17 protein-coding genes are annotated in these 20,631 nt (G+C 40.0%); 1 reads left to right on the forward strand and 16 read right to left on the reverse strand.

All coding sequences use genetic code 11. From position 1 onward, the window contains the following. Positions 1-77 precede the first annotated feature (77 nt). Positions 78-2,570: a hypothetical protein gene (locus MUF05_03925; GenBank protein ID MCU0666228.1), complete on the forward strand. Its 2,493-nt coding sequence runs from the start codon at positions 78-80 to the stop codon at positions 2,568-2,570. Between the two features lie 4 nt (positions 2,571-2,574). On the opposite strand, the gene MUF05_03930 is transcribed toward MUF05_03925, so the two are convergent. The 16 genes from MUF05_03930 to MUF05_04005 all read right to left on the reverse strand — a co-directional run. Further along, the gene (locus tag MUF05_03930) at positions 2,575-3,129 is read right to left on the reverse strand and encodes a hypothetical protein (GenBank protein ID MCU0666229.1); all 555 of its coding nucleotides are present in this window, start codon (positions 3,127-3,129) and stop codon (positions 2,575-2,577) included. 3 nt (positions 3,130-3,132) lie between these two features. After that, entirely contained in the window at positions 3,133-4,563 is a 1,431-nt protein-coding gene (pilM, locus tag MUF05_03935) for a pilus assembly protein PilM (protein ID MCU0666230.1), read from the reverse strand. Positions 4,564-4,565: 2 nt separating this feature from the next. After that, positions 4,566-5,594, reverse strand: coding sequence for a general secretion pathway protein GspK (locus MUF05_03940; GenBank protein MCU0666231.1), 1,029 nt, complete (start codon positions 5,592-5,594; stop codon positions 4,566-4,568). Beyond that, positions 5,582-6,163, reverse strand: coding sequence for a type II secretion system protein GspJ (locus MUF05_03945; protein MCU0666232.1), 582 nt, complete (start codon positions 6,161-6,163; stop codon positions 5,582-5,584). Before MUF05_03945 ends, MUF05_03940 begins: the two co-directional genes overlap by 13 nt. Beyond that, the gene (locus MUF05_03950) at positions 6,153-6,560 is read right to left on the reverse strand and encodes a prepilin-type N-terminal cleavage/methylation domain-containing protein (protein ID MCU0666233.1); all 408 of its coding nucleotides are present in this window, start codon (positions 6,558-6,560) and stop codon (positions 6,153-6,155) included. The genes MUF05_03945 and MUF05_03950 overlap by 11 nt, the downstream gene beginning before the upstream one ends. Beyond that, complete coding sequence (gene gspG, locus MUF05_03955) at positions 6,538-6,954, reverse strand: type II secretion system major pseudopilin GspG (GenBank protein MCU0666234.1); 417 nt, start codon at positions 6,952-6,954, stop codon at positions 6,538-6,540. The genes MUF05_03950 and gspG overlap by 23 nt, the downstream gene beginning before the upstream one ends. 12 nt (positions 6,955-6,966) lie before the next feature. Further along, positions 6,967-8,172 (reverse strand): type II secretion system F family protein, encoded by a 1,206-nt coding sequence (locus MUF05_03960; protein MCU0666235.1) that lies wholly within the window; start codon positions 8,170-8,172, stop codon positions 6,967-6,969. Between the two features lies 1 nt (position 8,173). Beyond that, a complete protein-coding gene (tadA, locus tag MUF05_03965; protein MCU0666236.1) occupies positions 8,174-10,333 on the reverse strand; it encodes a Flp pilus assembly complex ATPase component TadA in 2,160 nt (719 codons plus the stop codon). A gap of 13 nt (positions 10,334-10,346) precedes the next feature. Continuing rightward, the gene (atpD, locus tag MUF05_03970; protein ID MCU0666237.1) at positions 10,347-11,843 is read right to left on the reverse strand and encodes a F0F1 ATP synthase subunit beta; all 1,497 of its coding nucleotides are present in this window, start codon (positions 11,841-11,843) and stop codon (positions 10,347-10,349) included. 1 nt (position 11,844) lies between these two features. Next, complete coding sequence (locus MUF05_03975) at positions 11,845-12,720, reverse strand: F0F1 ATP synthase subunit gamma (protein ID MCU0666238.1); 876 nt, start codon at positions 12,718-12,720, stop codon at positions 11,845-11,847. 12 nt (positions 12,721-12,732) lie between these two features. After that, positions 12,733-13,476, reverse strand: coding sequence for a F0F1 ATP synthase subunit delta (locus MUF05_03980; GenBank protein MCU0666239.1), 744 nt, complete (start codon positions 13,474-13,476; stop codon positions 12,733-12,735). Between the two features lie 9 nt (positions 13,477-13,485). Further along, the gene (locus MUF05_03985; protein MCU0666240.1) at positions 13,486-13,701 is read right to left on the reverse strand and encodes a hypothetical protein; all 216 of its coding nucleotides are present in this window, start codon (positions 13,699-13,701) and stop codon (positions 13,486-13,488) included. After that, complete coding sequence (locus tag MUF05_03990; GenBank protein MCU0666241.1) at positions 13,702-13,947, reverse strand: hypothetical protein; 246 nt, start codon at positions 13,945-13,947, stop codon at positions 13,702-13,704. Between the two features lies 1 nt (position 13,948). Beyond that, positions 13,949-15,466 carry a F0F1 ATP synthase subunit alpha gene (gene atpA, locus MUF05_03995; protein ID MCU0666242.1) on the reverse strand — a complete coding sequence of 506 codons (1,518 nt, stop codon included), beginning with the start codon at positions 15,464-15,466 and terminating at the stop codon, positions 13,949-13,951. Positions 15,467-15,517: 51 nt separating this feature from the next. After that, a complete protein-coding gene (locus MUF05_04000; protein ID MCU0666243.1) occupies positions 15,518-16,816 on the reverse strand; it encodes a hypothetical protein in 1,299 nt (432 codons plus the stop codon). A 1-nt stretch (position 16,817) separates the two neighbouring features. Continuing rightward, on the reverse strand, positions 16,818-20,631 hold a 3,814-nt coding region (locus MUF05_04005; protein ID MCU0666244.1), incomplete at its 5' end, for a hypothetical protein.

Raw genomic sequence — 20,631 nt, forward strand, 5'->3', positions numbered from 1 at the left:
AATTACCTTTAAACCAATTGACACCGCCTAAAGAAGTAGTATAATTTTCCATAATCATGCTAGAAAAACACCCCCTATTGAAGAAGATACTTTTAACTAGCTTAATTTGCCTTCCGGTTATGGCGCTAGGCGCATATTTCCGCCTCTATCCTTTAATAAATAAAGGGCCCGCCTATGCCAAGAAAATGGCCACTGAAGTTGTCCATGCGCATTTCAAAGATAAGCTTAGGCTATACATCCAAAAGACCTACCCAAATCTGGACACTAAAGAAAAGGGCAAACTCTTAAGAATTAAATTTAAAGAATCTTTAATTGATGATGCCGCTGCCATTAGCGCCATGATTGAAGAAGGCACAAGAGAGCTTCTTAAATCCGACAATATCCGCGTAAGCCCATTTCTCTTAGAAGCGGATTCCTACAATTTCTACGGCTTAACTGAAAATATATACAAAACCGGAAAAATAAGCCCGCAAATAGAAAAGGGAAAATACTTTAATCCGCTGATGCTTGCTCCTTTTGGCAAATGGGAGCCGTTATCATTACACCCGTTTCTCGGATACTACCTCTACAGAGTAATTAACCTCTTCGAAACGGGAGTAGAACTCATGGAAGCGATAAAATGGCTAGTAATCCTTATCTCTGTAATATCAGTTATTCCGTTTTTCCTTGTGTCTTTGCGCCTGAGAATATCTGCGTTAAATACCTTTGTCGGGCTTATTTTCTTTATATTGGGTCCGCTGTTTGTTCAAAGGACTGTCTGGGGATGGTATGACACAGATGTCTACAACATATTCTTCCCGACGCTGATATTGCTTTCTGTCTTCAGCATGTTTCTTGCGCTGGATAAGCCTAAGAAGCCGTACCTGATAGCTATGCTGACCTCTTTTCTTACTGCGGCTTATGAACTTTTTTGGCATGGCTGGGGTTTTATTTTTGTAATAATGCTGGCGGCGCTTCCTTTTATTCTTCTGGCAGATTACAAATTTAACCACAAACAATATGCCAAAAAAATTATTTTATGCTACGCAACCTATCTTATTTCTACTTTTTTTTGTATAAGCATACTAATATCCCCGCACACATTCCTGTATACCTTTGAGGAAGGCCTTAAGATGCTCTCCAGTTTCTTAGGCGCAAAATTTGACCTCTGGCCGAATATTTTCTTGACGGTCGGAGAGACGCAAAGCATGTCTTTGGAAAAAGTTTCGTTTTTAGTAGGGGGAAACTACAACTATATATATTTCCCGATAGCGGGATGCTTGATGTTTCTTTTTTCTTCCTTTAGGCTAAGAAATATACGCTTGCTGTTTTCAAGTATCCTCTTAACCGTATTCTTACTGGGAACTCTATATCTGGCTTTAAAAGCAGTAAGGTTTTCCATCCTGCTGAGTGTGCCAGCGGCGCTATGTTTTACCCTTTTCTTAGAATATACATCCAAAGGCGTAATCTATTTGGTAAAAAACAAATTTAAAAAGCAACATTTTGTAAAACCCGCAAAATCAATTATGGCGGTTATTTTCTTGGCACTAACAATTATCCCGATTTCTTCTGCCGATCTAATAGCTGGAAGAATAACGCCTATCTATAACCAAACATGGGATAACGCCATGCAGAAAATAAAAAAGCTCACCCCCGAAAACAGCATAATTAACACATGGTGGTGCCCGGGGCATTTTATTACGGCTGTTGCCAAAAGGCGCGTAGTGGCCGACGGAGCGTCCCAACAAGAGCCTCAAACCTACTGGATCGCTAACGCGCTTCTTTCTAACAGTGAAGAGCTTTCTCTTGGAATATTGCGCATGCTTGATTTGAGCGGCAATAAGGCGTTGGAGTATTTAGAATATGAGCATGGGATGATTGTTTCTGATGCCACAAGCCTCTTAAAGAAGATACTGCCTCTTAACCAACAGGAAGCAGATGCGGTTCTTGCCTCTGAAGGATTTACACCTGAAGAAAAAACCACGATCTTAAGGATGACGCATCAAACACCTTTTGCGGCATATATAATGGTCTACACGGAAATGGTTGACTCATACGCAGCCCTTCCCTATATAGGTAATTGGGATTTTAAAAAAGCTGAATATTTAATACTTAACACACAAAGTAATAAAAATATCCGCATACCTTCGCGCGATTCCAAAGATTTCTTAGATTTTATTTTCTCTCTATCAGGAGGATTACCTGCCTGCAGCCCCAGATACAATGAAGTTGCGCGAAAAGACAATAAGATAAGGTTTGAAAATAACTTCGTACTCAATATTGACACAAAAGAAGGTTTTATAATCTCGCAAAAGGACGGGTCAATAATCCAACCCAAAAGCATATTCTATGCGGAAAATGGCCAGCTTCAAGAAAAGAAATACGCCTCCAGCACTCTCCCATATTCCGTGCTTTTAGCAGAAAACAATAACTCGTACGCGATATTTCTGCTTGATGAATCGGTAGCAAAGTCATTCCTTTTCAAGCTTTATTATCTTAAAGGCAAGACTCTAAAACACTTCACGCCTGTCTTTACCGAGGAAAGCCCCACTAAAGATATGGTAATAATGTTGTATAGAATAAACTGGTAGGAAATTACGCGGCAACCACCGTCTTGGTAATAGACATATTGCACTTAACGGTGCCTTTTTCTTTATCCTTAGATGCGATATTATAGCTTACAATATTGAAAAGGCTGTTTGAGGTTTCCAGACGGAAAATAAAATCGGCCAATTGCTCCATTGTGGCTTCGCATGACAAGCTTACAGAATATTTCTTCATCAGCTTCTCTTCTTTCAAATCCACCGGCTTAATCTCCCCTAAACTGACATTAGCCTTATTCGCTAATGTCTCTATTTCTTTTAATATAGAAGACAGCTCTTCTTCCTGTGATGTGGCATTAGATAAATAAACCGAGAATTCTTGGTCTTGTTTCTGGATTAAATCTTTCTGTGAAAGAATTTTCAGGTTTTTCTTTATGGAAAGCTCCTGCATGCGTATCTGCTCTTCCTGTGAACCTATTTTAGCTAAAATCGCGCTTAACACCAAACGGTCAAAAATAGCCATCACTAAAAATGCTACAGCTATATAAGTAATCAACTTTTCCTGTTTAGAAAATTTACTCCAATTAAATTCTAACTTACTGGCCATATTTTACCTCTGCTCTAATTTAGCGCTTATTTCAAAATCAGCCACATCTTTACCCGCCTCTTTACGGTTAGCGGTATTTTGGGCGGTAACATCTTTAAAATACTTTGAATTTTCTAAGGAAGTAACAAGCGCGAACACCTCCGACATGGCCTCAGCTGTCCCTTTAATGAATATAGTTGAATCCTGATCAATGCTTATATTCTTTAAATATACGCTTGTGGGAATTAGCTCATAAAGCCATGATATAGAATCTAAAGCGTGATTTTTCTTTTTGAGGGCGTCTTTTATAACAATGATCTTGCTTAATTTACCTTCAAGATTAGCCACATCCGGAGAGGTGCTTTTAAGCTGTTCTTGAAGCCCGGAAAGATATACCCCGCGGTAATAAATCCTCACCAGAAGCATCGCGCAGATGAAGATAACTATAAGCATTACCAAGAACCCGCTCTTGATGATTTCCTTGCTTCTTTCCTGAAAAGCCATCTTTAATTTTAAATCCAGCGGCCTTAAGTCTATCCTGGCATCCTCTGCCGAAATAACCAAAGCGATTAAAGATGACAAGGCCAGCTTTTTATCCTCCTGTATAACCTCGGCAGGGACAGAAACACTCTTATAAAACAAAAGGTCCTTGGACGGCATAGTAAATGCCATTGAGGCGCTTGCCTTAACTAACTCCACCATATCAACGGGGCCTATGAAATTGATTTCATCTGGCATAACATCTATTTCTTCGGCGCGGTAAGCGTCAAAAGACTTCTTAAGCTCATCAGCAAACCTTAAGATACTTGCATTCTTATCAGCTAAGAAATCATTATGCCCAACCGGGATATTTCTGACAAAAACACTCATACCTTTAGATATAATAATAAAATCAGAATTAACCTGAGATATTCTAACAACAACGCTGGGGCTGGCTTTTTTCTCTATCTTAAGCAGTTTTATGCAAGATAAGCCTATATTTTCCGCGGCGTATTGCACGCGGGCGACTTGGAAACCTGCTAAGTTGATAATTTCTATCTGCCTCTTAAGCTCTGCCTGCACGACTATCACAACCAAAACTTTAGTATAACTATTATGATATGTGCCGATATTGACATGATCAATGATAATTTCTTCTCTTGCGTAAGGGGTATATCTTCCGGATTGAAGATCAATTATCTCTTTTATTTCCTTATCGCTTGTGGAGGGCACTTCTATATTCTTAGTGATAACAGCGTGGGAATCAATGCTTAAAATAACTCTGAAATTGCTTGCCTTAAGCGCCTTGACATTGTCCTTAAGCAACTTCGCAATACCAATGGCATCACAAGATTTAATATCAAAAACTTTAATCCCTGTTATTTCATATTTAGCGCCTGCGCGCTTGCCGTAACATAAATTTACAGTATCCCCGCGGAAATTTACCGCAAGCACATTTCGTATTTTATCAGCCATAACTATGCCCCGTTCTTAATACTTTCTCGCCAATACTTTACTGACCCGGACAACACATCATAAACACAATCCACATCTATTAATCTTTTGCCTGCCCCATAACCTGCTTTTGCGTGCAAATGAACACAGGAAGATTTATCCGTTAACAGGCCATTTAGGGCCTTTTGCAGCTGTTCAATTTCAGACTGCATCAAAACCGAATCTTTATTTAAATCTTCAATATAATTTTTGATTTCTTCTTCTACAACATCATCTTCTGTCCCGCATATTTTATCCGCGCCCTTACGGAACATGCTGATCTTTTTCACAAGAACACTGTCTAAACCTAAAATCTCAAGGACCTTAAGGGAAGCTGAATTAATATTAACCCTGCCATTACCATAAATAGTAACATATGATTTGATTTTATTAAAGTCTTCTTCTTGCATCCCGGGGATATCTTTTAACTCATCGATAAACTCAATATTAGAGTTCTTAAGCCACGCAGAAGACGCGAACCCATAAAAAACTTCTTCGGCAGCTGCATTACTGGCTAAATCATCATTATCTCTATAATCAATAATACGGTTACTTAAATCTTCGGCCTTAGCATCGCTTAAAGCGCAAACTTTAACAAAAAGATTCTTAATGGTCTCAAAAGAAGCTGTGTTCAAGTTAATTTTGCTTTCTTCATCAATAACCCCGTAACAAACTTCATCCCCGCAAGAACTTCCAAGCTGCCCGTTATAATCCAGAGAAAGATTGATTCCGCCTAATTTTCTTTCCCCGAAGAATTCAGGGTTATTAGAAAGAACGCTTTTAAGCCCGTAGAACTCTTGCTTTACCCCCTGATTGGCCAGCTGCCATATCCCAAGATCAACCGCTGACATAGCTGCTAAACGTAATTTGTCGCTATCCTCTATTCTCTTGACGAATAAAATCTTCTGGTTAACAGCCGCACCGATGAAAACCACAAATACCGTCAAGCATGTTACCACCCAAAGGCTTAAGAAAAGTATAGAGCCTTCTTTCTTTTTTCTTAATTGACGCATAGATTAATTATCCTTGATAAATCTACGGCCCTATTATTCTTTATTATCCTTATATTAACCCTAACAGCGCTTGGCAAAGGATTGTCGCTTTGCGAATCCCATATTTCTGTAAACTGCTTTTTCTTTGGGTAATAATAACTAAAAGACAGGCTTTCTACTTTCTCCACGATAGGGCTGGGGCTGACCGCATATTTACTCACTTTGACCGCTTTCCAACTGTTAAATGTGCGTAAAATATCTTTATTATCTTGGTCAAAATAATACCTAACGCGCCCCAAACCTAAATAGCTTGTTTTATCCTGATGGACATAATCTACCGTGGTAAATGATAATTCTTTTTGGCTGCCATAACCTAAAATACGCGAGAAAACGCATAAATTATGCAGGTCATTGGTTATTTTATCAAAAAATACTGCCACCTGCACATCCCCGGAGCCGTCTTTTATTCTCTGCCAAATTTTTACTCCAGAAGAAAAACTCTGATACACCAGAACCCCTAATACCGCCAACAAAACAACAACTATATTTAATTCAATAAAACTAAACCCAGGGTGAGTTTTAATCTTCAAAATAAAAACCTCGCGAGAAATCTATTTTTTTAGCCTCGTTTACTATCGTCAAAACCAACCCTGCATGATACATATTCTTCTTTGGTGGTTTTTCTTGCGTGACAGGCGAGATATTTGTTTTCCAGGAATAACTGACACCGGATTCTTGGCCTAGAAATGATGCCAACCCGGAGGCAAAAATCTTGGCCTTCCCAGGAGAATTCTTCATTTCCCAAACAAGATTATTAGCCACACAGGAAACCGCTATTCTTTTTAGCAAATACTGGTCTATGCTTAAAGACCTTAACAAAGACTGGAAAATAACCACTATCGCCAAAGACAAAATAGCGCTTGTAAGCATAATCTCCACCAAGGTAAATCCCGCTATTGTTTTGCTACTGCCAATTGGAGATATCATCCTTGCTTTCCTTGCCGTCCTTTCCCAAACTCCAGAGATCATAATCTGGGCGATGCTCACCAGGAGATTTATACAAATATTCTTTACCCCATGGATCAGCTGGCCTTCTTTCTAAATATGGGCCATTCCAGTTTTCCGGCACAGGGGAAATTGTCGGCTTTATCATCAACGCAATTAAATTCTGCTCTGTGGTCGGGAAGCTGCCGTTATCTAATTCATAAAGCTTCAAGGCTGTAGCAAGATTAACTGTGATATCGGCCTTACAAGCAGCGGTTTTGGCTTGTTCGGACCGGCCGACAAGCCGCGGTAAGACCATAGCGGATAATGAACTTATAATTATCACCACCAGCAATATTTCTATTAAAGTAAATCCTTCTTGCTTTTTTTTATTCATAGGGTAATAGGGTTAATTTACAAATAAATTAAGCTGCAATATCGGCAAAAGCATGGCAATTATAACATAACTTAACACTATGCCCACGATAAGTATCGTAACCGGCTCAAGGTACGAAGTAATGACTTTAAGGGCATCATCGGTATCTTCCTGAAAATAGCGCGCGATTTCCGCGAACATCTCATCAAGCCTGCCGGATTCCTCTCCGACGCTAACCAAATTCCCAAAGAATTTAGGCAGGATATTTGATTTCTTTAAATCCACCCCCCAAGCGCCACCCGATCTTATCCTTTCAGATGCCGAAGAAATTTCTTTCTTTATGGCTTCATTGTCCATAACAGGTATAGCTAAATCTACGGCCTTTAAAATATTAATTCCGCTTTTAAGTGAAAGTTCCAAAGAGGCGCTAAAACGCGCCAACTCTGATTTCACAATGAAACCATTATATAAAGGAATTGCTAAAAGCACTTTGCTTAATAGGATTTTATTGCGCTTGGCTATATTTCTTAGCACGAAAACTATTAAAATACACGCCAACAAGAACCAAATAAAATAAGACTTTAACAACTGGCTTGCCCAAAGGAGACTACTGGTTACCCAGGGAAGCTGTTGCTCTAAATTAACATACATAGAGCTTATTTTGGGGACAACAAACACAAGCATAAAAACTACCGTAGCAAGTCCTACCAGCAACATAAAACAAGGATATATTAAGGCAAATTTCACTTTTTTGCGCAGTTCATGCTCCTTTATAAGGTACCCGCCTACTCTATCCAAAGCTAAAGATAAATTGCCGGTATTTTCTCCGGATCTTATAATAGCTATGTATAACCCGGGAAAGACCAGAGGATATTTAGCCAAACAAATCGATAAGGCCGCGCCGGATCTTACGTCAGCAATAATCTCATCTATAATCTGGGACAGGCCGTTACTTGCGGTTTGTTCTTCTATTATGGCAAGGGCCTTTAATATGGGCACACCGGTTTTTACCAAACGCGAAAGCTGGCCTGTAAAGATAATAACCTGTTTTAAGGAAACTTTGGAATGAGCCTGGCTATAGCTTGTGCGCTGCAGATCTCCAGAAACAAGCTCTAACTTAACAGGCACCAGGCCCTGGCGGTTAAGTAAATCCACAGCGGCATCTCTGTTAGAGGCCTCGAGTATCCCTTCTTTTAGCTCTGTGGGGCTTTTTTTAGCTGTATATTTAAAATTAGGCATATTAAGTCCTTATTTTGCTGCGCTCAATTATAAGCCTGTTTAACTTAGCCCTGTCCGCTCCCGATAGATCCAGAAAACATATCGCGATATGGTAACTTATGCCATCTTCAACTTCTTCTACCCTGACAACCCTGCTTAAGCAATTTATATTTATTTCCGAAGAGATATTAATGCTGATGTCTAAGATCGCGCCTAAAACAAGCGGCTCATGATAACTAAAAAGCACGCCCCCGCCACCAACGTTCTTAGTCATCGTGTTTATATACGGCATATCCTGGGTAGGAAATTTATGCTCTTTGGAATAAAATTTCCAGGAAAACGGGATATTAATCGGCAAGCGCGGAAAAAGCCGGCGGGTGTGCGAATCATCGTATTGTAACGAATCCGTTTCTATAGTAGCCAACGGCGCGGGCTGAACAAACGATTCTTCAGGCTCATCAGCATAATCCTGCTCGGTAACTTTAATAATTTCTTCAGCGGTAGTAACTCCGGTAATAACCTTTTCCCAACCGTCTTTCCTTAAGGTGCGCATCCCTTCTGAAATAGCCAAAGACCTTAACATCTTTGAAGACGGTTTATTAAGAATCGCATCTTTCATGGTAGAATCCATAAAAAGTATTTCAAATATGCCTGTGCGGCCGTGGAAACCTGTAAAGTTGCAAGATTCACAGCCTGACCCCGTGTAAAGCTTGATTTCCTCCGGGCAGACAATGCCTAATTCTTTGGATATTTGAAGTTTTAGCTTTTGTTTATTAGAGGTATCCTCTTTCTTGCAAAATGGGCAGATAACCCTGACCAAGCGCTGGGCGATAAAAGCGTCAACGCTTGAAGAAATCAGAAATGCTGGCACTCCTATATCTATCAATCTTGTAATACCGCTTGGCGCGTCATTGGTATGCAGAGTTGAGAACACTAAATGTCCGGTCAAAGCAGAACGCATGGCGATTTCCGCGGTCTCTAAATCCCTTACCTCTCCGATCATGATCACGTCCGGATCATGCCTTAAAATAGACCTCAAGCCCTTCGCGAAAGTAAGCCCTATTTCAGAAGAAACTTGGATTTGCACTAACCCGGGTATTTCATATTCCACCGGATCCTCTATGGTGACAATCTTCTTTTCTTTTTTATCAATGCGCGATAGACAGGTATAAAGAGTGGTAGTCTTACCGCTTCCGGTAGGGCCTGTGACAAAAATAATGCCATGCGGCTTGCTTATTAAATTCTCAAATGTCTTTATGTCAGAGGATGAAAGCCCAAGCTTGCCTAAATCAAAGGTCATTTGGGAAGGCAGTATGCGGATAACCAGGCTTTCGCCATATACGGTAGGGATAAATGATACCCTTAGGTCTAATACCTCATTTTGCACCTTGACCACCGCTCTTCCGTCTTGAGGAAGTCGGCGCTCCACAATATTAAGGTTGGCCATAATCTTAATCCTGGAAAGCACTGGTTTCAGGTATGGTTTTATCTGGCTGGAAAGGCTTGTATCGTACAGAACCCCATCTATGCGATAACGCACGTTAAACTCTCCCCGGCAAGGCTCAATATGAATATCAGTCGCGCGTTTTTTATAGGCCTCAAGTATAATTTGATTAACCAGCCTTACTATTGATTTATCATCCGCCAATTTATCTATATCGGAAATCTCTTCCTTGGAAGCTGTATCCAGTTTAATATTCTCGCTCATGGATTCATCGGAAGTAATCGCTCCCGCAACATCAGCCCCTAAGCCATAAAGCGCGTTAATTTGCTCCAACACATCAGACTCATTAGCCATAACCATTTTTATTTCATAACCAAAATGCAGCCTTAATTCATCCTGTGTTTTTATATCAAGCGGATAAATCAATGCTATAGTAAGAAGCCTGCCCTCTATGCTTACCGGGACAAAACGATAGTGCCACGCGAATTTATAAGGAATGACTTCCGACAAGCGTTTATCTATCTTGATTGAATTAATCTCTAAATAAGGCAGGCCAAGATCAGATGACAGATTCTTTATGATACTTGTTTCATTGACTAAATTCTCTTTCACCAAAAGGCCAAGAACCGATTTATCAGATGACGCGTTATTCCTGATAAGCCTTGATAAAACATCCTCTGGAACTATGGCATTCTTGCGCACATAAGATAAGATTATTTCATCAAATTTTGAGTTCATAAATTCTAAAAGGTTAATCTTTCACTTTTCCGATCATATAGAAATTCTTGGCATCCACTTTATCCATCCTGCCGTCAATAATCTTAGCGCAACTTTCTATCAAATCAGGGATCGTCACATATTCGCCTTTTTTACCAATATATATTTCTCCGACAACAAACGGCTGGGTCATAAAATTAATCATTTTCTCCGCGCGGGTATAAGAGCTCCTGTCTTCTTTGGATAACTCTTCAAGGCCTATAACCTGGACTATCTTATAAAGCTGCCTGTACTTATTAAGCAAAAATATCACCTGCTGCGAGATATCATAATGTTTTCTCCCCACAATATTATAGTCAAGGTTAGTACATGAGCCTGTCAACGGGTCTATGGCAGGATAAATACCTTTCTGGACTAATTCACGGGAAAGAGTAATAACTGAATCCAGGTAACTAAATATCGCAACGACTGCCGGATCAGTGAAGTCATCTGCCGGAACATATACCGCCTGAAACGCCGTGATAGAACCCCCTCCTTCTATGGAGCGAATACGCTCTTGAACCGCGGCTACTTCTGAAGCAAGTGTCGGCTGGTAGCCGGTTTCTGAAGGAACGCGCCCCAAAAGTGTTGATACTTCAGCGCCTCCCTGCACAAACCTGAATATATTGTCCATAAATAAAAGCACATCTTTGTTCTTAGACGCCAGATATTCTGCCATAGTAATCCCGGTATTCACCACTTCATAACGCGCTCCTGGAGGCTGGTCCATCTGCCCAAAGGCCAGCATTACCTTATCTAAAAGATTGTGCTCCTTTAGCTCATAATAAAGTTCGTTTCCCTCGCGGATACGCTCTCCTATTCCGCAAAACACGCACGCGCCGCTATGCTTACTGACAATATTATTAATAAGTTCCAAGATAATAACTGACTTACCGCAGCCGGCTCCCCCTAAGACTCCAGTTTTACTGCCCTTTACCAAAGGATATAATAAATCAATGACCTTGATGCCAGTCTCCAAAACCTCGGGCTTTGAACCCAGCTTATCGCATATATTAAAAACATTCTTTGGCACAGGCCTGCGGATAGGATGTTTTACTCCGGTATCAATAATAGGCCCTTTATCTAAAGGTTTTCCGGACACGTCCACAACCCTGCCAAACAATTCATCCCCGATAGGTATTTTAACCGAAGAGCCCGTATCAAAAACATCCGCGTTTTTCTGTAAATTAAGCGTTGAAGACAAAGATATGCATCTGGCGCGCGTACTTGTAATATGCTCTGCCACCTCCATCAATACTTCGCGGCCATCAAAAGTCTTGGTGGTAAGCAGGATAAAAAGCGAAGGGGTAGTCTTGCTGGGAGGAAACTCCACGTCTACAACCGGGCCCTGCACAGCGACTATCTTGCCAGGAATAGGATCCACAGACAAAGAATCTGTCGCAGGCTGCTCTACAGGAGCTTGCGCTTTTTCTTTTTCTAATCCGTCTTGCGTGATAGCGCTGTCTTCGGGTTTATTGTCAATATTTGGCATATTATGCTGATTTAGTATTTACCATCCGCGAAGCAAAAACCTCGGCCAAGCTTTTTGATATGTCTGATTTGCGCGATTTCTTAACAGCAACGCCTAATAGAAGTTTTTCTTTCTTAAGCCTATCTCCCGCTGATTCCAACTGTTGGACCTGCGCGGCAAACCCGGAACACTCGCAATTCATAAGAAGCTCATAGATCCTGCAGGTAAGCCAAAGCGAAGCTAAATACCCTAAGATATCATTTTTATCTGACTCCACAACAACATGCTCTATGGATTCCTCTTTTGGCTCTTCTTTATTATCTACAGGAAAAGCCTCCGTTGAGGGGAATAATACCGCAACTTTTGGCCTGATTAAATTAATATTTATCGCAAAAGGATAAACCGCGACAATTTTACCGATCCTGCCCTCCATAACTTCATTAATAATATAATCCTTGGTATTGATGCTGGTTTTATAATTGCCATTCTTATGTATATCGGTCACAACATGCACTTTTTTTGTCTTGCCTAGTACCGCTTTAATTTTCTCTCCAGCTTTATTTCCTAAAACAATGATATCGTTGGCATTATTCTTATCGGCTTCCGCCTGCATACTGCGTATTAAACGTGAATTCATATCTCCCATAAACGCGGATTCGCTTGAGACAACTAAAATAGCTGTAGCATTTGACTTAGGATGCACAAGCGGATGATCGGTCCCGAAAAACGAAGCCATCTTAAAGAAATCCGTAAAGTAAGTTACAAAATCAATCAATATCTGTTTGCTTTTAGCCGATTTTTGAAAAAGAGTAGTAGCAATATCCTTAAGGATCAAAATAAGGTCCAGGATTTCAGCCGTATCATCATAATCTATTTTCAATTTTTTGGTTTTAGACATGCGCGCCCTAAGTTAAACCCTCTCCTCGATATGCTGTTTTTCTGCTAAAACTATCTCATTAATTTTAGAGGCAAGGCTGCCATCCAATGTCAAAGTGCCGAACCTCAAGATAGCCCCTGCCAATACCGAATTATCTATTGTCTCATTCAACGAGAGACCCTTTTTAAGCTTAACGGATAAAAGCTCGCCTATTTTAGAGCGTTGTTTATCATCCAAGGGCATAGCGCAAACAACATCCACGGAATTGACCCCTGAATCAATAGTCCCAAAATTAGCGTTCTCCAGCTCTTTTAAGAATTCATCCCACAGGATATTATTGATTTGGGTTACCGCGGTTTTGCTTAAGATGCGCGAAATCATCGAGCCGCAACGCTCCACCATTTTAGTTTCTGTCTCTTTGCGAATATCATCATGTATCTTATTTATTGTCTTTTGGGCCTTAGTAATGATATCTTCACTTTCAACCTTGGCACGCTTAAAAGCGCTTTCCTTGATCTCATAGGCCTCTTGAGTGGCCTTATCTTTTATTTCACTGGCTACATTTTCCGCCTCTTGCTTTTTCCTATTATATTCGTCCTCTATTTCTTTAATCCTCTGCGCTATTTCATCCTTCTTCTTTTTGACATCTTCATAAGAAGTCTCAAGCCTATTTACGGAACTTTCCGTATCCTTGGTCAAGACTAATTTTAGAAAAAATATAACTACGCCAAAAATAATGGTCTGAACAACAATAAGTTTAATTAGAAAATCCCCCATAAATTCTCCTTATTTAGCTCCAAAAAGCTGAAAAATAACTAACAGTCCTAAAATAGCCAACACCTCTACAAAAACAAGTATGATTATTGTACCCATTAATATTTTTGATGCCGACGATGGATTTCTCCCCAGCGCCTTTATGGTAGAATAACCTATAGCGGCAATAACCGCTGAAGGCCCTAAAATTACAACCCCGACTATTAAAAGCACAATAACTGTATTCATCTAATCTCCCACCTCAACTATGGCCACACAATCATTTCTTAAGAATTTAATTATCCCTCTGTTAATGCTTATCGCCTCTTGCCAATCTATGATAATATCCCCTTTGCCCAAAAGACTCATGATCGGGTAATGGCAAGATAAAAGCTCAAACTCTCCTTTTTCTCCTGGGACAAAAACAGTAGAAACATCTCCTTTATAGAGAATAGAATCGATATCCAGCACCGTAAAGAAAAATTTACCGATCATCCTATTTATTCGCTGAAATGGTAATTTCCTGAACAGCAGCTTCTTGTTCCTGCCCTTCAGCAGCTCTTTTTTCCATAAGCACTTTCAGGTAATCATTGATCAGAAAAATCAACTCTTGCTCAATGCCTTCATCAAAATCCCTTTTAGCGCGCAGCTTTTGTAAAACTTCAGGATTCCGCTTAAACGCAAAATCATATATTTCTTCTTTAAATATAGCGATCTCTCCCATTTCCAGATCTTCCAATAAGCCTTTATTATGAGCTAAGAACATAAGCACTTCCCCTTCCATGGGTACCGGCTTATCGCGGTCTTGTTTTAAAAGCTCATACAAAATCTTGCCCTTACCCAATTCCCTCTCTGTTTCTTCGCTCTGACCGGAAGCCTTAAGCCGTGACAAACGCTGCAATTCTTCAAAACGCACATATTCAAGACGCAGGGTCTTACTTACCTTTTTTATCGCCGGCCATTGCACTTTGCTTCCGATACGGGAAACTGATAAACCTATACCGACCGCTGGCTTAAAGGCATCATTAAAAAGCTGCGCGCTTAAATAAAGCTGTCCATCGGTCATAGATACTAAATTTGATGGCACATAACCTGTTAAATCGCCTTCCAGAAGTTCAACAATAGGCAAAAATGTCATTGAGCCTCCGCCTTTTTCTTTATTTAATTTAGCCGCGCGCTCAATCATTCTGGAATGCAAATAAAATACATCTCCCGGATAAGATTCTCTTCCGGGGGGCCTGCCTAAAATAAGCGATATTTCTCGATATGCCCAGGCATGCTTGGTAAAATCATCAAAGATTACCAGCACATCCCTGCCTTGATTCATAAAAAGCTCGCCTATGGAACTAGCCACGTATGGCGCCAGATACATCTGCCCCGGAGGCTGCCCCGCCATAGCAGCGACAATGATCCCGTAATCAAACATATCGAATTTCTTAAACAACTCCACAACCCTGCTCATGGCTGCTTTAGATTTACCAATTGAACAGTATATACAAATAACGTTCTTACCTTTTTGATTAATAATAATGTCAGTACAGAGAGTCGTCTTGCCGGTCATTTTATCTCCTAATATAAGCTCTCTCTGTCCTTTGCCAATGGGGATTATGGTATCTATTATTTTTATCCCCGTCTCAAGCGTTTCTTTGATAATTTCTCTCTCCAGGATAGACGGAGCTTCAGGAAAAATAGGAAGATAAACTTCTGGAGGGATAACTCCCAAGCCATCCAAAGGCTCACCTAAAACATTAACCATGCGCCCCAGATATTTACTGCTTACGGGGACATTGAACGGCTCCAAGGTCATGGTTGCGGTATCTCCGGTTTTTATCGGCTCCTGCTCTTTAACAATAAGAACTTGCGTTTCATCCTCAGAAAAACCAATAATCATGCCCAGCGTACCATAACCAAATCTAATCAACTGCCCATTAATACAATGTTCAAGGCCTTTAATGGTCACAATACAACCGCGGACCGCTTTAACCAAACCAAACTCTTTATACTGTAGGCTCATACTTTCAAGATTATATCACAAATTTCCTATATGCTCAATACCGCAAAACTTCTATTTAACTTCAGACTGCTGCTTAGGCTTGGTGATTTTATTATACTTAGCAGAACCTGTATCCGCCTTAAGCCTTCTATACCAAAAAAGCCCCACGAAGATGCTAAATATAATCAGGAATATAATAACAATTAAAAAAACCTGCCAGACTTCTGCTTTGGGAATATTCTCCTTTTTCTTTATATCGGCAATCTTAAGCTGAGCCTGAGGGTCTTGCTCTTTTAAGACGCTAAAAAATTCCTGCGCGCGCACAATATCAGCAATTAACCCCTTCATCTTATCCAAGCTCTGCTTGATTTTCTTTTCGCGCTCGAGGTTGTCATTATAAAGCGATATCTTATCCCTGATACCAGAAGCTGTTTTCTGAGTTTCTAGTATCTCCTGCGAGCTCTTAGTTATATCAGAAAGAAGCATATCCCCTAATTTATTATATTTGGTTTCTTTTAATATGCTCTTGAAATCATCCGCCTCGCGCGCATATTTATCCATTAATTCCGGGGAAAAACTCCACATATCCTTTATTTCCAATTCATATTTCTTGCGTTCTCCGGCTTTCAGCTTTTCTTTTTTACTTAAATAATACTGCCCTACCTTGTTATCATAGCCGATATCAAATCCGGGATTAGAAACCAGATATTCTGGCTGCACGCCTTTAGGCAGGTAACTTGTTACTGTTGTTTCCGCCTCTTCCTCTGCTGTATTAGTAGCCTCTACAACATAACGCACGGTGCGCGCGTTTTCCATTCCAGAAGACTTAATTGCCAAATAATCCAAAGATAAAATATCATTCTCCAGTTGTGACAAGCGTTCCTTATTCGCGCGATACAAACCGATCTTGCGCTCAATATCACCAGCGGCTTCGGTTTGCGACTTTGATATATCATCCAGCTTAAGATTAATATTATCGGCCAACATCTTAGCGGTATCGTAACTTGATGAATTCTTCATCGTATTTAACTTCTCGCCAAGTTTATTTCTTAGGCTATCCACTTTGTCGCTAGGAATATCCCACTTGTCCTGTATGACTATCTGCAATTCTTTAGTCTGCTTGGCATCTAATGTTATATCTTGATGGGCAAAATAGACATTTTTTTGAGGGTCATAATCAATAAGAAGCCCTCCTGCGTCAAGTATATCTTCCTGCTTAATCTCTGCGGGAAAATCATATCTAACGGGTAAAGTTGTAGTTTTATCATCGGATGGATTTACAACAAAAAGTTTGACCTTTACTGCCGCGAATGCCTGTGACGCGCATAAAAAAACAGATATAAAAATTACCATCGCCTTTCTAAAGGACATTTTATTCAGCCTCCAACCAGCTTTTTACAACCGCGGTGCCCTGTTCTTTGGCAGCAGCGATCGCAGCAAGAATAGTTTTTACCTCATTCATCTTTTTCTTTAATCTTGTTAAATCCGCAATTTCAGTTTTATCCAATGTTTCAACCTTTTTCATCTTCAAACCAAGCGATTTACCGCTTTCGTTAGTAGCATGAACTACTGAATCCACTATTTTCTTAGTTATAGCGTTGCCATCTTCCTTATTAAGCAATAGCGTCTTTGATTCTTCCCGCATTTCCCCAAGAGTCTTGGATAATTTATCCACCGCGGCCAAGAAAGAAGTGGATTTTCCTTTAGTTCCCAATTCATTACGCAGGTCCTGTACCTCCTGCAGGATAGAAGACGACTTACTTGAAAGATAGGCCATCTTTCCAAACACTGAACTTGCTGAAGAAGTATCCGCAACCTCACCGATTAACTGGCTGTAAGATTCTATGGTATTAATATTACCGAACAAAGTTTTACTAGTAGTTGTGTCATTGACAGTGCCTACTTTTGACTTAATATCATCTAATGACGCCTTAATATCATCTAAGTTCACTCCTCCCCCAATACTATTAACCTGATCAGCTATGTAGTTTATAGCGCCGAATAAAGAATCGGTGCGCGCTTTATCATTAATATCGCCTATGGTATTATTAAGAGTAGCCACCAAACCCTGAACAGTATTTACCGTAGTGATAATTGTATCTATGCGCGTACTTAAGGTTGACACTTGGGTCCAGTTAATATTAGATGAGGTCATCGCGGCTAAATTTGTCCAGTTAACATTAGCAACACTTCTTCCTTGCACATCGGTCCAATTAATGCCGCGCCCGCTCATATAGGCAAAGTCATCCCAATTAATACCCCCCCTGGACATAACCCTTAGATCCTGCCAATTAATTCCAGTATTAGACATAACCCCTATATTAGACCAATTCACCCCCACATTAGTCAATATCGATAAATCACCCCAATTAATCCCTACATCGGTTAAGATCTTAAGATTCGCCCAATTAACCCCTGTATTAGAAAGCTGCTGCAGCCCTTCCCAATTAACACCTTGGTTACTTAATAAAGCAAGGCTGCTCCAGTTTACGCTGCTTGTTGTCATCCGCGACAAATCCACCCAATTGATATTTTGATTGCTCATACGCGATATATCAGACCAATTAACTCCCTGATTACTTAATAAAGCAACACTGGACCAATTGATACCGGCGTTATTCATCAAAGAAACTTCTAACCAATTGATGCCTTTATTATGCATTACTGACATATCAAACCAGTTAATCCCCATATTATGCATAGCTGCCATATCCATCCAATTAATGCCTTGATTACTTAAGCTGGCCAGATCTGCCCAATTGACGCCTTTATTGGTTAATATAGAAATGTCTGACCAATTTATGCCTTGGTTGCTTAATATAGAAACATTGCTCCAATTAATTCCCTTGTTTGAAAGAACGGAGAAGTCTGTCCAATTTATCCCTTGATTGCTTAGGCGCGAGAAATCAATCCAGTTAATACCCTGATTTGACAGAACAGCAATATTTTCCCAATTCATGCCTTGATTAGAAAGCTGCCCTATATCTGCCCAATTAATGCCTTTATTAGTGAAAACAGATATATCCATCCAGTTTATCCCCTGGTTAGCCAATAATGCAAAATTAACCCAATTAATCCCTTGATTAGAGAAAATAGATAAATCTATCCAGTTTATGCCCCTGTTACTCAACATAGAAATATCTGACCAATTAATGCCCTTATTTGACAATACTCCGATATCCAGCCAATTGATCCCCTTATTGCTTAATACCGATAAGTCAGCCCAATTTAGACCTTTATTAGTCAATACTGATATATCTGTCCAATTGATGCCCTGATTGGAAACTACTGAAATATCCAGCCAATTAATACCTAAGTTAGCCATCCTAGACAAATCGGCCCAATTTATATTCTGGTTAGAAAGCCTGGATAAATCCTGCCAGTTAATACCCTGATTGGCAAGCCTGGAGAAATCTGCCCAATTGATTCCTTGATTCGTAAGCCTGGAGAAATCCTGCCAATTAATATTGTTATTCGTTAATACCGACAAATCAAGCCAATTAATCCCGCGATTGCTTAACACCGAAATATCTAACCAGTTGATTCCTTGATTTGATAAACGAGAGACATCTAACCAGTTGATGCCCTTATTCCCTAATATCGAAATATCTGACCAATTTATACCGGCATTGCCTAATCTTGAGATATCTGACCAATTTATGCTCTGATTAGACAATACCGAAATATCTGCCCAATTGATACCTTGGTTACTTAATCTGGAAATATCATCCCAATTAATACCGCGGTTACTTAATACTGAGATATCCAGCCAATTTACCCCCCTGTTGGACATAGAAGAAATATCAGCCCAATTAATACCAGAATTAAACATACGCGCCATATCTATCCAGTTAACCAATGAATTACTCATCCGCGAAATATCTGCCCAATTAACCCCTGCATTTGAAAAACGGGATATATCTAACCAGTTTATGCCTGCATTTGAGAATTTCGAAATATCTGTCCAATTGATAGCCTGATTAGCCAGCAAGGCCATGCTTGACCAATTAATGCCATTATTACTTAAAATTGATATATCAGTCCAGTTAATACCTTTGTTCCCTAAAAGCGAGACATCGCTCCAGTTAATACCCTGATTAGATAAACGGGCAACATCTAACCAATTAACGCCCTGGTTAGACAATACTGAAATATCAGCCCAATTAATGCCCTTGTTGCCTAATTGAGAAATATCACTCCAATTTATGCCCTGGTTGCTCAATATGGCCACACTTGTCCAGTTAATGCCTTTGTTGCTCAAGACTGAAATATCAGACCAATTAACGCCTTTATTAGCTAACACTGAAAAATCTGCCCAGTTGATTCCTCTGTTGCTTAAGATAGAAATATCAGACCAATTAACGCCAACATTGCTTAACCTAGACACATCCAGCCAATTAATGCCGCGGTTACTCAAGACGCTTATATCTGCCCAATTTATACCCGTATTGCCAAGCCTCGATACATCTGTCCAATTAATACCTTTGCCGGAAAGAACATACAAATCAAGCCAGTTAATATTCGCATTTGATAACACTGCCAGATCTGACCAATTCAAGCCCTTATTGGATAAGACTGCAATGTCAGTCCAATTAATGCCTTGATTGGAAAGTAGCGCAGCATTAGTCCAGTTAATACCCTTATTAGTCACTACTGACAGATCTGACCAATTTATACCCTTATTGGATAACAACGAAATATCAGACCAATTAATCGCCTGGTTACTTAATAATGCGACACTTGTCCAGTTTACACCATTATTTGACAACACCGATAAATCGCTCCAATTTATACCCTGGTTAGTAAGCAATGTAAGACTAATCCAATTAATACCCCTATTTGACAATACCGAAATATCAAGCCAGTTAACCCCCTGATTAGTTAAGGCGGATATATCTGTCCAGTTAATTCCTTGATTGGAAAGCAACGCGATACTCGTCCAGTTGATCGCCTTGTTGCCTAAAACAGAAATATCCGCCCAGTTTATACCTTTATTAGTCAACACTGACAGATCCAGCCAATTAATACCCTGATTGCCCAGCCTGGAGATATCTGTCCAATTGATACCGGTATTGCTTAATCTTGATATATCCAACCAGTTAATACCCTGGTTGCTTAACTTAGAAACATCTGCCCAATTAATACCGGAGTTACCAAGCAATGAGATATCCGTCCAATTGACTCCC

Source organism: Candidatus Omnitrophota bacterium (genome assembly GCA_025453395.1).
In the GTDB taxonomy this organism is placed as follows: Bacteria; Omnitrophota; Gorgyraeia; order Gygaellales; family Profunditerraquicolaceae; genus JAlOQK01.